The following is a 16,931-nucleotide window of genomic DNA, read 5'->3' on the forward strand; positions in this document are numbered from 1 at the left end:
AACGGGAACGGCACGGGTACACCGGGCGATACCAACCCGGCCACCGACGAGGACGACGAGGACCCGGCCATCATCTACGTACAACCCTGTACGGTGGGGGCCAACCTGCTGACCACCGAAGCCCACTGCGGCAAAGCCGATGGCCGGGCGACGGTGACAGTCAACACGGGCACAGCGCCTTACACCTATGCCTGGAGCACAGGGGCCAGCACCTCGGTGGTGACGGGCCTGAGTGGAGGCCAGACCTTCACGGTGACGGTGACCGACGCCAACGGGTGTCAGGATGTGCTGGTGGGCAGTATCCAGAGCACGGGAGGTCCTTCCCTGACGGCGACGGCCACAGCGGCCAGNTGCCAGCAGGCGACGGGCAGTGCGACGGTGAGTGCCAGTGGGGGCACGGCNCCCTACAGTTACCTGTGGAGCACGGGAGCGACGACGGCCACGCTGAGCAATGTAGCNTCGGGGACTTACACGGTGAAGGTGACCGACGCAGCGGGCTGTATCAGCTCGGTGGCGGTGATTGTGCCATCGAGCAGTCCGATCAGTGCGGTGGCTACACCGACCTCGGCGAGTTGTTTAGGAGCCAACGGGGGNGTAACCCTGGTGGTGAGTGGCGGCACGGCTCCCTACAGCTATGTNTGGGACAATGGAGCCACCACCCAGAACCTGACGGGCGTCGCGGGAGGCACCTACAAAGTGAAAGTAACGGATGCGTCTGGCTGTACGGCGGTGGCGACGGCGGTGGTACCCACCACGGGTGGCCCGTCGGTGAGCGGCACGGTGGTGAACCCCTTGTGCTACGGCACCACCACAGGCAGCATCAGTGTGCAGGCCAGCGGAGGCAGTGGTGCATACAGTTATCAGTGGGATAACGGNGCGACGAGCCAGACGCTGAGCAATGTACAGGCGGGTATTTATAGTGTAGTGGTAACGGACGGTGCGGGTTGCCGGAGTGGCGCGAGTTTCACGCTGGTGGCGCCGAGCCGGATCGTAGCCGATATTCAATCGTTGTCGGCGGTGTGTAACGGACAGGGTGTTGTCACGGGTGGCACGGTACAGGTGGTGAGTGTAGTGGGCGGTACGCCAGGCTACAGCTACCTGTGGAGCAATGGTAGTACAGGCACGAGCCTGACGAATCTGGCGGCAGGCACCTACTCGCTGACGGTGACCGACAGCAAGGGTTGTATCGCCGTAGGACAGGCCGTGGTCGATACCTGGCCAACCTGCGCCAAAGCCAGCTTAGGCGACTATGTGTGGTTCGATACCAACAAAAACGGTCAGCAGGACGCCAATGAGACGGGTGTGGCTAGTGTAACAGCGGTGTTGTACAACGCCACCACCAACCAGCCCATTAGCACTACGTTGACCGATGCCAACGGCAAATACTTATTTACGAATTTAGATCCAGGCAGTTACTACGTAAAGTTTACGGCTCCTTCGGGTATGACCTTCACGACGGCCAATGTGGGCAATGATGCCACCGACAGCGATGCGGGCGTAGGCGGCCAGACGGGTGTCTACAGCCTGACCGCAGGTCAGCAGGACCTGACGGTGGATGCGGGTCTGATTCCGCTGCCAGCCTCTTTAGGTGACTACGTGTGGTTCGATACCAACCAGAACGGCCAGCAGGACCCCACCGAGACAGGGGTAGCCAGCGTAACCGCCATACTCTACGACGCCGTGAGCGGCACCATCGTCAGCACCACGGTGACCGATGGGCAGGGCAAATATCTGTTCATCAACCTGGACCCCGGCAGCTATTATGTGAAGTTCACTGCCCCAACGGGTACGACCTTCACCACGGCTAACGTGGGTAATGATGCTACCGATAGTGATGTAGCAAGTCTGACAGGCCAGAGTGGCAGCACGGGTGTCTACAGCCTGACGGCGGGTCAGCAGGATTTGACGGTGGATGCGGGTCTGATTCCATTGAAAGCGGCCTTGGGCGACTACGTCTGGTACGACAACAACAAGAACGGCCAGCAGGATCCTGGCGAACCCCCGGCGGTGGGTGTGACGGTAACGCTCTACAACGCCACCACCAACCAGCCCATTAGCACCACGGTGACCGACGGTACAGGGCATTACCTGTTCCCTAATCTGGACCCGGGCACCTACTATGTGGTGTTTACGGCACCGAGCGGAGCTACCTTCACCACGCCTAACAGTGGCAACGACACGACCGATAGCGATGCGGGTGTGGGGGGTAAAACGGGCAACTATACGTTGGTAGCGGGTCAGGTTGATCTGACGGTGGATGCGGGTCTGATTCCTCAGTGTACCAGCCCCAACTGTTTCACGATCAACGTGAAGTAGTAACCTGTTTTGCTATCTGACAACGCCCTAGCTAGGAGTATAGGCGTTGTCAGATAGCCGAATGGATAAGGACCGATAAAATCTATTGCGTATATAAATAACCGTTAGGAAAGGTCAAAATGATAACAGCCTATAGGGCCTTTCTTGTGACCACCTAACCGCTAACGAATTAACCGATTGCCGCTATGAATTTTTTATTAAGTAAACGGACTTATTGGAAGTACGCATTGAGTAGTTTCTTTCTCTTGATGAGCGGTAGCGTTGAGTTTGCTCACGCTACACCCAGCTCTGGTGGCTCGCTTGACAATTCCTGGCTGTTGCCTTGTAAACAACTTGTGAGTTGCGCACATCTACGACCAGATAACGTACGAATACGGGGGCAATCGGAGTTCTGCCTCCGGTTAGTTTCAGGGAATCAGGATAATGTCGACCGGGACGATGGACTTCGATGGTCCGCCCACTGGTCAGAACGTCTGAAGACGCCCGAATACGACTCAACACCTTGGCTACCGAGCTACCATCAGATTTACTTAATCCACTGTAATCAGCGAGTTGCCTCGCCTGACTCTTACTCACTAACAGAACGATGACCATGCAGAATGTATACATGAGAATTGAACGAAAACCGATCTGGCCGTACCTGCTGCTGGGTTTGTTGCTGTGGGTGGCCACAGCCAGTGGTGTTTGGGCTCAGGTGAGCGGAAAGGTCTATCAGGACTTCAACGCCAACGGCGCTCAGGGTACGGCTTCGCCCAACAACGAGCCGGGTTATGGGGGCATCACGGTCAAAGCCTACAATGCCGCCGGAACCCAGGTAGCAACGACCACGACCGCTGCCGACGGCACCTATACCTTAACGGGTGTGACGGGGCCAGTGCGGGTGGAGTTTACGGGCTTGCCAGCCTATTACTACAGCGGCCCGGTAGGATCCCAAAACCAGACCTCGGTGCAGTTTGTGACGGGTCCGGCGAGTAACGTCAATTTCGGGATCAACTACCCGGCCAACTATTGTCAATCCAATCCCAGTCTAGCTACACCCTGTTATCTGAATGGGGTGGCCAGTGGCACTGGGGATGTGCTGGTGAAGTGGCCGTATAGTAATAGTGGAACATCAGGGACTAAAACCCATCTGGCTTCCCAAACGGATATAGGGTCAGTTTATGGGTTGGCCTATGACCGAACAGGTAAGCAGTTGTTCAGTAGTTCATGGCTGAAGCGGCATGTTGGTTTACCCGATCTGAACAACGATGGCAAAGGGGATTTGGGGAATATTTTTGTGACCAATACGACGACCAATACGACTAGTTTATGGCTGGATCTGACCACATTAGGTATCAACTTTGGCAGTATTGCCAATGATGCAGGGCGAGGGTTAAGTGGGTTGACTCAGCCTGCCAATGATGCTACTACATACCCATTGATAGGAAAACTTGGAATCGGTGATATTGATTTGTCGGATGATGGGAAGACATTATATCTAACCAATCTGTATGACAAGAAGCTTTACGCAATAGATGTAGCTAGCAAGACGCTGATCAATAGTTGGGCCATACCACAGACCTGTAATAACAATGAGGTGGTGAATATGGGTTTGAAATATTATCAGGGAAATCTCTATATAGGACAGGTATGTACAGCCGAAACCTCACAAAGTCTTGCGGATTTAAAAGGAACAGTATATAAGTTTGATGGGACTACATTTACTCCTGTGTTGTCAATCCCTTTGAATTACAGTAGAGGGTATGTTTGGGATAATTGCAAAACCAATAAATGGAATCCATGGTCATCCACATTTCCAACTGGATGTAGCAGTAATAATTCTGTAGTAATTTATCCTCAGCCTATCTTGAGCGATATCGAATTTGATCCTGTAACGCAGAATATGATTATAGGATTTCGAGATAGATTTGGTGACCAAGTAGGCTTTAACAACTATCCGCTCTCTGGTACAAGTGCTTACCAAGGTATGGCAGGTGGAGATATCTTGGCAGCTTCATTTAATGCAAATACAAATCAATATGTACTCGAGAATAATGGAGCCGTAGGCAATTTAGTATCCACTGGTGGGGGTAATAACCAAGGTCCAGGGGGGGGGGAGTTTTTTTATAAAGATAATTTATTTAATGCCTTTGAAAATCACCAGGAAATAGCTATGGGCGGGCTTAGCGTACTACCAGGAACGAATGAGGTAGTAACAATAGCAATGGATCCCTATAGTGCGAATTCTGGTGGAATTGTTAAATTTAATACCCAGACTGGGACTGATAACAGCAGGTTTCAAATATTCATTGATCCAAACCCTGGTACTTTCGGTAAAGCCAACGGTTTAGGCGATCTCGAACTGCTTTGTGACCCGGCTCCCATTGAAATCGGCAACCGGGTTTGGAAAGATACCAACAACAACGGTATCCAGGACCCCGGCGAGCCAGCTCTGGCTGGCGTAACGGTTCAACTGACCAATGCCAGTGGGACCGTGATCGCTACGGCCACCACCGATGCCAACGGGAATTATCTGTTCTCCTCGGCCACCACCGGTACATCAACGGCCAGTAGCATTTATAGCCTGTCTTTACTCAATAACACCAACTATTCGTTGAAGATCAGTGCGCTGGGCAGTGATCCGTCCGTGTCGGGCTTAACCCTGACGGGGGTTACGATTGCGCCGGGCGAGACGTCAGGTGCCAACTCAGGCACTACTATCAACAACAACGATGCGTTTGTGAGCAATGGTGTGCCGACCATCAATCTGACGACGGGACCCGTGGGGGCCAACAATCATACCTATGATTTTGGTCTGACGGCCACGCTCCCGGCTTCTTTGGGGGACTACGTCTGGTTTGATACCAACAAAAACGGTCAGCAGGACGCCAGTGAGACGGGTGTGGCCAGTGTGACGGTGGTGCTCTATAATGCCACCACCAACCAGCCCCTGAGCACCACGCTGACCGACAGTCAGGGCAAATACCTGTTTACCAACCTGCAACCGGGCAGCTACTACGTGAAGTTCACGGCCCCCTCGGGCATGACCTTCACCAGTGCCAACACGGGGCCTGATGCCACCGACAGCGATGCGGGCGTAGGTGGCCAAACGGGTGTGTACAGCCTGACGGCAGGTCAGCAGGACCTGACGGTAGATGCGGGACTGATTCCGCTGCCAGCCTCTTTAGGCGACTACGTGTGGCTGGATACCAAACAGAACGGCCAGCAGGATGCGGGTGAAACCGGGGTGGCCAGTGTAACGGCGGTGTTGTACAACGCCACCACCAACCAGCCCCTGAGCACCACGCTGACCGATGCCAACGGCAAATACTTATTTACCAATCTGGACCCGGGCAGCTACTACGTGAAGTTCACCGCCCCATCGGGCATGACCTTCACCAGTGCCAACACGGGACCGGATGCGACCGACAGCGATGCGGGGGTAGGCGGCCAGACGGGTGTCTACAGCCTGACGGCAGGCCAACAGGATCTAACCGTCGATGCAGGACTAATTCCGGTTTCGACGCCCTGCGTACCGGCCAGCTATACCCTGTGTGGTGCGAAGACCTCCTTTACCCTAACAACAGGCATGGGCTATACCAACGTGCAGTGGTACAAGGATGGGGTAGCCATACCGGGGGCGACCGCTACAGATTACGTAGCGACTCAAACTGGACTTTATAGCTACACGGCTACCGATGCTGTAGGTTGTAATGGTGCAGTGTGCTGTCCCATCAGCATAACTAGTTGTGCCAAAGCGAGCTTAGGCGACTATGTGTGGTTCGATACCAACAAAAACGGTCAGCAGGATGCGACCGAGACGGGTGTGGCCAGTGTGACGGTAACCCTCTATGATGCCACGACGAATCAACCGCTGAGCACTACGCTGACCGATGCCAATGGCAAATACTTATTTACGAATCTGGACCCGGGTAGCTACTATGTGAAGTTCACTGCCCCATCGGGTACAACCTTTACGACGGCCAACACGGGCCCGGATGCCACCGACAGCGATGCAGGGGTAGGTGGTCAGACGGGTGTATACAGCCTGACGGCGGGTCAGCAGGACCTGACGGTGGATGCGGGTCTGATTCCAGTGGCCTTCGACTTAGCGTTGACCAAGAAAGTAGCGGCAGGCCAGAACGCGGTCATCAAACCGGGTAGCCAGGTGACCTTCACCGTGACGGTCTACAACCAGGGCGGGCAGTCAGCCTACAATGTGCAACTGACCGATTATATTCCTACCGGGCTGACCCTCAACGATGCCAACTGGACCCAGTCGGGCAGTCTGGCCACGCTGAAAACGCCGATTGCCGGACCGCTGACCGCAGGCAGCAGCACGACGGTCAACATCACCTTCACGGTGAATGCCGGGGTGAGCGGACCGATTATCAACAAGGCCGAGATCAGCAGTGCCGACAACGACACCGATCCGACCAACACCCCACCCACCGATGTGGACAGCAAACCCGACCAGAACCCCACCAACGATGCGGGCGGCACGCCTAACTCAGGCAGTGATGACAGCATCAACGGGAACGGCACGGGTACACCGGGCGATACCAACCCGGCCACCGACGAGGACGACGAGGACCCGGCCATCATCTACGTACAACCCTGTANACGAATCTGGCGGCAGGCACCTACTCGCTGACGGTGACCGACAGCAAGGGTTGTATCGCCGTAGGACAGGCCGTGGTCGATACCTGGCCAACCTGTAACGTATGTACGCCACTGGGCCTGAACACGGGCACCACGCTGGCCCTATGCGGTCAATCCAACGGTATTGCCACCGTCGTGGTGAATGCCGGTAGCGGTACAGCGCCCTATAGTTACCAGTGGACTAACGCGGCCGGAACGGTTGTTAGCTCCAGCAGTGTGGCGCAGGGCCTGGCAGCGGGTATCTATACGGTGACCGTAACGGATAGCAAAGGCTGTACGGGTCAAAAACAGGTGACCATTGGCTCGACCAGTGCACCCGTCATTGTGGCCCAGGTCAATTCGACCAGCTGTGGTCTGGCCAATGGTAGCGCCAGCGTACAGGTGACCAGCGGTAGTGGCAGCTATACCTACCAGTGGACGACCAGCACCGGCACGGTGGTTGGTACCACGGCTAGTATCGCTACCTTGAGTGCGGGAACCTATATGGTGAGTGTAGTGGACGCCAACGGCTGTAGCAGCATGACCAGTGTGGTGGTGGGCAACAGCACTCCGCTGAATGTGACCGCCACAGCGCAGAATGCGGCCTGCGGCCAGGCCACGGGTTCGGTGAATGCGCAGGTCAGCGGGGGTAGCCCGGCTTACAGCTACCAGTGGCGCAATGCCGCCGGCAGTGTGGTGGCTACCAGTCAGAACCTGACCAACGCTTTACCCGGCAGCTACACCGTCATCGTGACGGATGCCACGGGTTGTACGGCGCTGGCTTCGGCCAACATCAGCAACGTGGTTGGGCCTCAGGTGAGCGGTGTACCCACCAATGTGAAGTGCTACGGCACCCAGACGGGCAGCGTAGTCTTGACCGTAACGGGCGGCACCTCACCCATCGGCTATCAGTGGAGCAACGGAGCCACCACCAAAGACCTGACCAATGTGGGAGCGGGTGTCTATACGGTAACGGCTCGGGATGCCAACGGCTGCGTGGCGGTACAAAGCTTTACCATTACCCAGCCTACCGAGATCGCAGCGGTGTTCCAGCCAACCTATCCGACCTGTACCAATCCGTCGGGCGGTAGCCTGAGTCTGGTGAGTATCAGCGGAGGTACGTCTCCCTACAGCTATACCTGGAGTACGGGCGCTATGACGGCGAGTATCAATGGCCTGAGTGGGGGCACCTACACCCTGACCATCAAAGATGCAGTGGGCTGTATTGCCTCCCCACTAGCGGTGTTACCAACCCCGACGGGCTGTAGCGGCTTCGACCTGGCGTTGACCAAGAAACTGGCGACGGGTCAGAGTTCGGTCGTGGTAGCAGGCGGCAGTGTTACCTTCACCATCGCGGTGATCAACCAGGGAGGTGTGGATGCGACCAACGTGCAGGTGACGGATTACATTCCGGCTGGCCTGACGCTGAACGATGCGGCATGGACGGCAGTGGGCAGCAAAGCGACGCTCAACAGCGTGATTGCCAGTCTGCCGGCGGGTCAGACCACCACGCGCAACATCACCTTTACGGTAAGCCCCACGTTTGTCGGCAGTCTGACCAACGTAGCCGAGATCAGCAGTGCGAACAATCCGCAGAACCTGCCTGACAAGGACTCTACGCCGGACAATGATCCGACCAATGACGGCACACCGGTGAACGACGACGTGACGGGGGATCACAAGAATAACCCCTCCCAGGATGAGGACGATTCTGACCCCGAAGTGATTACGGTCGTTCCGACTCCGGTGTTTGACCTGGCGTTGGTGAAGAAGCTGGCTACGGGTCAGTCGGCCAACGTAACGGCGGGTAGCAGCGTGACCTTCACCATCACGGTCTACAACCAGGGCAACGTGGATGCGACCAACGTGCAGGTGACGGATTATATCCCAACGGGGCTGACGCTGAACGATGCCAACTGGACGGCCAACGGTAGTCAGGCAACGCTCAACAGCGTGATTGCCAGTCTGCCAGCGGGTCAGAGCACCACCCGCAACATCACCTTCACGGTGAGCCCGACGTTCGCTGGTGGTAGCATTACCAACGTGGCCGAGATCAGCAGTGCCAGCAATGTACCGGGTCTGCCCGATAAGGACTCTACGCCGGATAATGATCCGAACAACGACGGTACGCCGGTCAATGACGACACCACGGGGGATCATAAGAACAATCCCTCGCAGGATGAGGATGATTCTGACCCTGAGGTGATCAATGTCACTCCGCTGAAGGCTGCCCTGGGCGACTACGTCTGGTACGACAACAACAAGAACGGCCAGCAGGATCCGGGCGAACCCCCAGCGGTGGGTGTGACGGTAACGCTCTACAACGCGACTACCAACCAGCCCATTAGCACCACGGTGACCGACGGTACAGGGCATTACCTGTTCCCCAATCTGGACCCGGGCACCTACTATGTGGTCTTTACGGCACCGAGTGGGGCTACCTTCACCACGCCCAACAGTGGCAACGACACGACCGACAGCGATGCGGGCGTGGGGGGCAAAACGGGCAACTATACGTTGGTAGCGGGTCAGGTTGATCTGACGGTGGATGCGGGTCTGATACCCCAGTGTACCAGCCCCAACTGTACAACCAACATCACGGTGAAGTGAAACTAATTTCTGGTTAGCCTGCCAACGGCTTAGGGATAGCTATGTCCTAAAGGCCGTTGGCAGACTCCAGAAAAGCAAAAAGCTAGTAGCTATACGAGAAGAATTTCTGCGCGTATATATAGATCCGTTAGTTGCGAAAGGCGCAAATATACTTGTAACGTGTATGAACAGAACGCTAACCATAACCCTGCTTTTTTGTGGGCTGAGTAGTTGGGCAGAGGCTCAACTCTCCTTCCGCAATACCTCGTCTACGCTACCTGGAAGTAGCTTCCGGGGCCTGTGGACCAAAGCGGTGGTAGACGTCAATGGCGACGGACGGGATGATATTGTTCGAACCCGATTCCCCTCAAGCGATTTATTTGTGGTTTACCAGCAGGCCAATGGGAGCTTTCGGTCTGACTCTCTAAGGCAGTTGCCTGCTATTCCGCTCTCGACGGTAGTGGGCGATGTAAACCGCGATGGCCGGAATGACATCCTGACGGGGGGCAACAATGATGGCATTACAATTCACTACAATCAGGGTAGCAACTTCACAATGGGGCGCATCGAGAGTCCGCTGATTCTGATGCAGGCGGCCACACTGTCGGATATGAACCGGGATGGCTGGCTGGATTACGTGGCCCTCAACGATGTGGGGCTGAACCAGATCTGGAAGAACGACCAGACAGGGCACCTTCAGACGGTTAGTAACTGGATCGATATGCGGACGGTACCAACCTCGGATAACTCAGGTAGTTATGGGCTGGTGTGGTCCGACATCGACAACGATGGCGACCTGGACCTGTACATTGCCCGTTGTTCGCATTTTGCGATGGGCCCCGAAAATGCAGGTGACCCACGCCGGATTAACCAACTCTTCATCAACCACAGCTACGACCGCATCAACGGTCAGATCGTAAAAAATACGAAAGATTTTAATGCAGACCCCACGGGCTGGTTTACCGAGGAGGCAGCCGCCTATAACGTAAAAATTAGTGGTCAGTCGTGGACGGCAGACTTTGCCGACATCGATAACGATGGCGACCAGGACCTGCTGGTAACTAACCACGAAAGCCCAACGATGCTACTGGAAAACGACGGAGTCGGTCATTTTACGGACATTACTACCCTAAGTGGGCTGGATGGGCTGGGTAAGCCCTTGCAGGGCATCATGCGGGATTTCGACAACGATGGTTATGTGGATATACTGATCGCCGGATCGACCGAAGGTCAACTCTGGCTCAACAATCATAATAAAACATTTCGGCGGTTGGTAACGCCTTTCGATGCAACCCAGATGCAGTCGTTTGCGGTAGGTGATCTGAACCACGATGGGTTTCTGGACGTGTACTCGTCGTATGATCCCAATGGGTCACTGACTGATAAACTGTGGCTGAACAACGGCAACAGCAATCACTTTTCGGCCATCACCCTGCTGGGTAGTGTGTCGAACAAGAATGGGATTGGCGCCCGGATTACGCTGTATCGGGACGATGGAAGTATTCAGGTTCGTGAAGTTCGCGGTGGCGAGAGCTACGGAATCACCAACAGTTACACGCAGATTTTTGGACTGGGTCAGTCGACCTCCAACCTAAGTCACATCCGGGTGGAGTGGCCTTCGGGCAACGTGATGGAGTACCGGGCTCCTCCTCCCGATTCGTATGTGTATCTGCGTGAGGAAGGATGTATGGTGAGTTCTCCTGCTGCGCCCTGTGTGGCTACGTGCCAATGTGTACCCATCACCGTAACCGTTATTCAACCGTAATTAATTATCGAATGAATCTTATGAAAAAGTATCTACTCTTACTATGTCTGCTGGGGTGTTCGCTGGTAACACTGGCCCAGCAGACTGTGAGTGGTGTAGCGAATACCTATGCACCAGTTTCAGCTATTGCTAGTGGTAATGTTATAACAATAGGCGCTAATAGCGGTGCTGCTCACTCTTGGGCTGTTGGTGATTATGTATTAGTAGCCCAGATGACAGGTAATACGGATGTTTTCGCAGGGCACTACGATTATGCCAAAGTAACGGCTGTATCAGGTTCTAATATAACTGTAACTCCTTTAAGCGGAAATACTACACTAAGTACCCGGTATGATCCTACTGGTGAGAAAGTGCAGTTAGTATGGGTACCGTACAGTGCAACAGGATTTATAGTAACATCGACCTTAACACCGCTTGCCTGGAATGGTAATGTGGGCGGCATTGTTTCATTACTCACCCCTGGGTCTGTTTCTTTAGGTGGGAATATTGATGCGTCCTGTAAAGGCTTCCGTCCTTCAGACACGAATCTATTAACAGGGAATAACATTTATTACGCAGGTGGGCCAGGTGGTACTTACACTGGTGGTGGAGCATCAGGTGGCAGTTATGGAGCAATTGGATATACGAGTGGTTGGGATAACTATATACCCGCTATTCCATCTACCTATAAGGGAGGGACTCCCGGGTTAATGTCTGGCAATGGAGAAAGTACCAAAGGTGGAGCTGGCGGTGGGGCTGGGGTTGGAGCTGCGGGTGGTGGCGGTGGCGGTGGTTGGAATGGTGGTGGTGGTGGTGGTGGTGCATCACCGTCTAAAGGTGGTTGCGGTGGGCAGGGGAATAAGGCCCCTGGAGGAGTAGGAAGTATAGCAGGAGTAGGAGGTACGAGTGGAACTGATGGGGGAAGTGTAGCGTATCAGGCCTCAGGTGGAGGAGGAGGTGGTACTTATGCCGGTGGTGGTGGTGGCGGATCGGGAACTTTTGGGTCGGCTGGTGTAAGTAATGGAGGCCAAGCTGGAGAGTTGGGAGGTGCTGGAGGATCAACAGGCCAATATGGTAGCGGTGGTGGTGGTGCTGGTGGAAATGGAGTTGAAACGTACAGTACATATGCTCTCCTGGCTCCCGGTGGAGCAGCTTATACTAGACCGCAATCAGGCTATATTAATTTTTTAAATACAACTAATCCACGGATTTTAATGGGTGCCCCGTCTTCGTTATCAAGTGTAGGTGGCGGGATTGTGTTGATTCAGGCCAGCACTCTTAATAGTAATGGGTATACAATTACGGCAGATGGTTGTAATGGCGCGCAAGCGCAACCCACAAATATACAATATGCTGATGGTGGTGCTGGTGGAGGTAACATCATTTTGGATGTTATGAATGTAAATACTGCCCTTTCGGTTTCAGCAAAAGGAGGTAATGGGGGAAATGGAGTAGATATAACTGGTAACTACATGAATGGTGGTGCTGGTGGTGGTGGTGGTGGTGCCATCTGGGTATATTCGGCATCTTCGTCAAACAATATAAATTCAACTGCTACCGCACCGACTGTTCCCAATGTGACATTCAATATCGCAGGAGGAACTGGCGGGATTGCGCATGATATAGCGAGTTTTAAGCAGCCTAATTTCGGTGCTGATGGGGGCTGTGGTGGTGCGGGTATCGTGTATGCCAGCCCCTTTTCACTAGTTCCGTTTTGTTCTCCACCCTCCTATACGGCTACGGCTACAGCAGCTACCTGTACGGGTAGTACGGCCAATAGCAACGGCACCATTACCCTCACGGGCTTTGCCACGGGTGCCCGCTATCAGTACTCGCTCGGTAGCACCTTTGGCACGGGTATCCCGGCCACCATTGCGGCTGTGCCCAGTGGTGGGGTAATCACCAACACGCTGGCCAATCCGGCTACCGCACAGGTCTACACCGTCCGGGTCTACGACCCCGCCGACGACACCTGTTTCACCGATAAGCAGGTCACGCTCAATCCAACCACGTGTAGCGTCCCCTGTACGTCGCCCAACTGTATTACCACCATTAATGTCGTTATCAAGTAACCCCCGGTATCTATGAACGCATCGAACGCAACCATCTGGTTACGAGCCAGGGTATTAAGTCCGCCCTGGTTATGGACCATCCTGTTGATCGCTATAGGACTAATAGAGCCCGGGTTGAATCAGGCCAGGGCTCAGACCGCCAACTGTCCAACCTATCGGATCTGTTCGGGTCAAACCGCTACCTTAACGACGGCACCGGGGCTTACCAATATAAAATGGTATAAAGACGGGGCTGTGATTGCGGGAGCCACCTCGGCGACCTATACAACCAGTCAGCCCGGGGCTTATGCCTATGCGGGCTACAATACAGCCTCGGCTTGTCGGGATTCGCTCTGTTGCCCCATTACGCTGGTAGCCAGCACACCGTATCAGTTGTGCCTGGGCCAGTCGATGACCTTAACGGCAGCTACGAACCTGACGAATATGAAATGGTACCGTGACGGCACCTTGATTGCAGGAGCCACATCGGCCACCTATTCAACGACCCAAACGGGGACCTATACCTATGCTGGCGACAATGCCGCCACGGGTTGCCGGGATACTCTATGCTGTCCGCTGATTGTGAACGGCTGTTCCGCTAGTCTGGGCGACTATGTGTGGCTGGATACCAACCAGAACGGTCAGCAGGACGCGGGCGAAACGGGTGTAGCCAGTGTAACGGCGGTACTCTATAACGCCACGACGAATCAACCACTGAGTACGACCGTGACCGACGCCAATGGCAAATACCTGTTTACGAACTTGTACCCGGGCAGCTACTACGTGAAGTTCACCGCCCCCTCGGGCACGACCTTCACCTCAGCCAACGTGGGCAATGACGCCACCGACAGCGATGCGGGGGTAGGTGGTCAGACGGGCGTCTACAGTCTGACCGCGGGTCAACAGGATCTAACCGTGGATGCGGGGCTAATTCCGTTGAAAGCCAGCCTGGGGGACTACGTGTGGCTGGATACGAATCAAAATGGGCAGCAGGATACAGGCGAAACGGGTGTGGCCAGCGTAACGGTAACCCTTTATAACGCCACGACGAATCAACCGCTGAGCACCACGTTGACCGACGCCAACGGCAAGTACTTGTTTACCAATCTGGACCCGGGTAGTTACTACGTGAAGTTCACTGCCCCCTCGGGTATGACCTTCACCTCAGCTAACGTGGGCAATGATGCCACCGATAGCGATGCGGGCGTAGGCGGTCAAACGGGTGTGTACAGTCTGACCGCAGGTCAGCAGGATCTAACCGTGGATGCGGGGCTAATTCCGTTGAAAGCGAGCCTGGGGGACTACGTGTGGCTGGATACGAATCAAAATGGGCAGCAGGATGCGGGTGAAACGGGTGTGGCCAGTGTGACAGCGGTGTTGTACAACGCTACCACCAACCAGCCCATTAGCACCACGCTGACCGATGCCAATGGCAAATACTTATTTACGAATTTAGATCCAGGCAGTTACTACGTGAAGTTCACCGCCCCCTCGGGCATGACCTTCACCTCAGCTAACGTGGGCAATGATGCCACCGACAGCGATGCGGGCGTAGGCGGTCAAACGGGTGTGTACAGTCTGACCGCAGGTCAGCAGGATCTAACCGTCGATGCGGGCCTGATTCCTGTACAGGTGTTTGACCTGGCGTTGGTGAAGAAACTGGCTACGGGTCAGTCGGCCAACGTAACACCGGGTAGCAGTGTGACCTTCACTATCACGGTCTACAACCAGGGCAACGTGGATGCGACCAACGTGCAGGTGACCGACTACATCCCAACGGGGCTGACCCTGAACGATGGTTCCTGGACGGCGAGTGGTGGCAAAGCGACGCTCAACAGCTTGATTGCCAGCCTGCCAGCGGGCCAGAGCACCACCCGCAACATTGTCTTCACGGTAGGTTCGGGAGTAACGGGCAGTGTGACCAACACGGCTGAGATCAGCAGTGCCAGCAATGTACCGGGTCTGCCTGATAAGGACTCTACGCCGGACAATGATCCGACCAACGACGGTACACCCGTTAACGACGACACCACGGGCGATCATAAGAACAACCCCTCGCAGGATGAGGACGATTCCGACCCTGAGGTGATTAATGTGAACCCAGCTCCGGTGTTTGACCTGGCGTTGGTGAAGAAGCTGGCTACGGGTCAGTCGGCCAACGTAACGCCGGGTAGCAGTGTGACCTTCACGGTGACGGTCTACAACCAGGGTAACGTGGATGCGACCAATGTCCAGGTGACGGATTACATCCCAACGGGGCTGACCCTGAACGATGGTTCCTGGACGGCGAGTGGCAGCAAAGCGACGCTCAACAGCGTGATTGCCAGTCTGCCAGCGGGCCAGAGCACCACCCGCAACATTGTCTTCACGGTGGGTTCGGGAGTAACGGGCAGTGTGACCAACACGGCTGAGATCAGCAGTGCCAGCAATGTACCGGGTCTGCCTGATAAGGATTCCACGCCGGACAATGATCCGACCAACGACGGCACACCCGTTAACGACGACACCACGGGCGATCACAAGAACAACCCCTCCCAGGATGAGGACGATTCCGACCCTGAGGTGATCAATGTAACGCCAGTAGCGAAAGCCTCTCTGGGGGACTACGTGTGGCTGGATACGAATCAAAATGGGCAACAGGATGCGGGTGAAACGGGTGTGGCCAGTGTGACAGCGGTGTTGTACAACGCTACCACCAACCAGCCCATTAGCACCACGCTGACCGATGCCAATGGCAAATACTTATTTACGAATTTAGATCCAGGCAGTTACTATGTGAAGTTCACCGCCCCCTCGGGCATGACCTTTACCTCGGCTAACGTGGGTAATGACGCTACGGATAGTGATGCGGGCGTCGGTGGCCAAACTGGTGTCTATAGCCTGACAGCGGGTCAGCAGGATCTGACCGTCGATGCGGGTCTGATACCCGTATCGACACCCTGCGTACCGGCCAGCTATACCCTGTGTGGGGCAAAGACCTCCTTTACCCTGACAGCGGGCAGTATGTATACCAATGTACAGTGGTACAAAGATGGGGTAGCCATACCGGGTGCCACGTCCATCGATTATGTGGCTACAACAGCTGGTTTATACAGTTACACGGCGACGGATGCGTCGGGCTGTAGTACCAGCCTGTGTTGCCCCATCAGTATTACCGTCTGTGCCCCAGTCTGTGAGAAGCCGATCCTGTCGCTGGTCAACCCGACTTGTAGCGGCAATGGCTATTACAGCGTGTCGCTAATTAGCAGCACGGCCAGTCTGATGGTCAGTGCCGGGCAACTGAGCGGAGCGTCGATTATCAATATCCCCATCGGCACGCCTGTGAGCGTGACGGCCAGCAACGGCGTAGGTTGCTACAACGTACTGACGGCCGATTCACCGACTGATTGTGCCAACAATGGAGGAAATAACTGCACACCGCCTAAGTTGTCGGTGGGTCAGCCATTGTGTCAGGGCACGGGCTTCTACACGGTGAGCTACCGCCTGACAGGCGTGGGCAGTGTGAGCAGCAATGTGGGTCAGGTCAATACCGCATCGCGGGTGATTGAGAATATACCGGTGGGCACCAATGTGGTGGTGACGGCCAGTGGCAGCGGCACCTGTGTGACGCG

7 protein-coding genes are annotated in these 16,931 nt (G+C 55.2%); 6 read left to right on the top strand and 1 reads right to left on the bottom strand.

The genetic code is table 11. The features are described 5' to 3' along the window. Positions 1-93: 93 nt before the first annotated feature. Positions 94-2,316, top strand: coding sequence for an SdrD B-like domain-containing protein (locus B153_RS0129110; protein ID WP_425423155.1), 2,223 nt, complete (start codon positions 94-96; stop codon positions 2,314-2,316). 276 nt (positions 2,317-2,592) lie between these two features. Here the strand turns inward: B153_RS0129110 and B153_RS38420 are convergent, their stop codons facing one another. Then, positions 2,593-2,910, bottom strand: coding sequence for a hypothetical protein (locus tag B153_RS38420; protein WP_211221719.1), 318 nt, complete (start codon positions 2,908-2,910; stop codon positions 2,593-2,595). Between the two features lie 13 nt (positions 2,911-2,923). Between B153_RS38420 and B153_RS36980 the strand changes: the two genes are divergently transcribed. The 5 genes from B153_RS36980 to B153_RS38425 all read left to right on the top strand — a co-directional run. Beyond that, positions 2,924-6,949 (top strand): DUF11 domain-containing protein, encoded by a 4,026-nt coding sequence (locus B153_RS36980; protein ID WP_169518506.1) that lies wholly within the window; start codon positions 2,924-2,926, stop codon positions 6,947-6,949. Positions 6,950-6,951: 2 nt separating this feature from the next. Then, positions 6,952-9,546: an SdrD B-like domain-containing protein gene (locus B153_RS0129120; protein WP_020600286.1), complete on the top strand. Its 2,595-nt coding sequence runs from the start codon at positions 6,952-6,954 to the stop codon at positions 9,544-9,546. 163 nt (positions 9,547-9,709) lie between these two features. Next, a complete protein-coding gene (locus tag B153_RS0129125) occupies positions 9,710-11,290 on the top strand; it encodes a CRTAC1 family protein (protein ID WP_020600287.1) in 1,581 nt (526 codons plus the stop codon). 20 nt (positions 11,291-11,310) lie between these two features. Further along, on the top strand, positions 11,311-13,341 hold the full coding sequence (locus B153_RS37900; protein WP_020600288.1) for a hypothetical protein: 2,031 nt from the start codon (positions 11,311-11,313) through the stop codon (positions 13,339-13,341). 12 nt (positions 13,342-13,353) lie between these two features. Next, positions 13,354-16,931 (top strand): SdrD B-like domain-containing protein (locus B153_RS38425; RefSeq protein WP_211221721.1); only part of this gene is annotated, 3,578 nt, incomplete at its 3' end.

Origin of the sequence: Spirosoma panaciterrae DSM 21099 (assembly GCF_000374025.1) — a bacterium.
Taxonomy (GTDB): Bacteria; Bacteroidota; Bacteroidia; order Cytophagales; family Spirosomataceae; genus Spirosoma; species Spirosoma panaciterrae.

What these genes read in the sequence shown, in the direction of transcription:
- B153_RS38420 (WP_211221719.1), bottom strand. Translation starts at nt 2,910, where the DNA reads ATGGTCATCGTTCTGTTAGTGAGTAAGAGTCAGGCGAGGCAACTCGCT.
- B153_RS0129125 (WP_020600287.1), top strand. Translation starts at nt 9,710, where the DNA reads ATGAACAGAACGCTAACCATAACCCTGCTTTTTTGTGGGCTGAGTAGT.
- B153_RS37900 (WP_020600288.1), top strand. Translation starts at nt 11,311, where the DNA reads ATGAAAAAGTATCTACTCTTACTATGTCTGCTGGGGTGTTCGCTGGTA.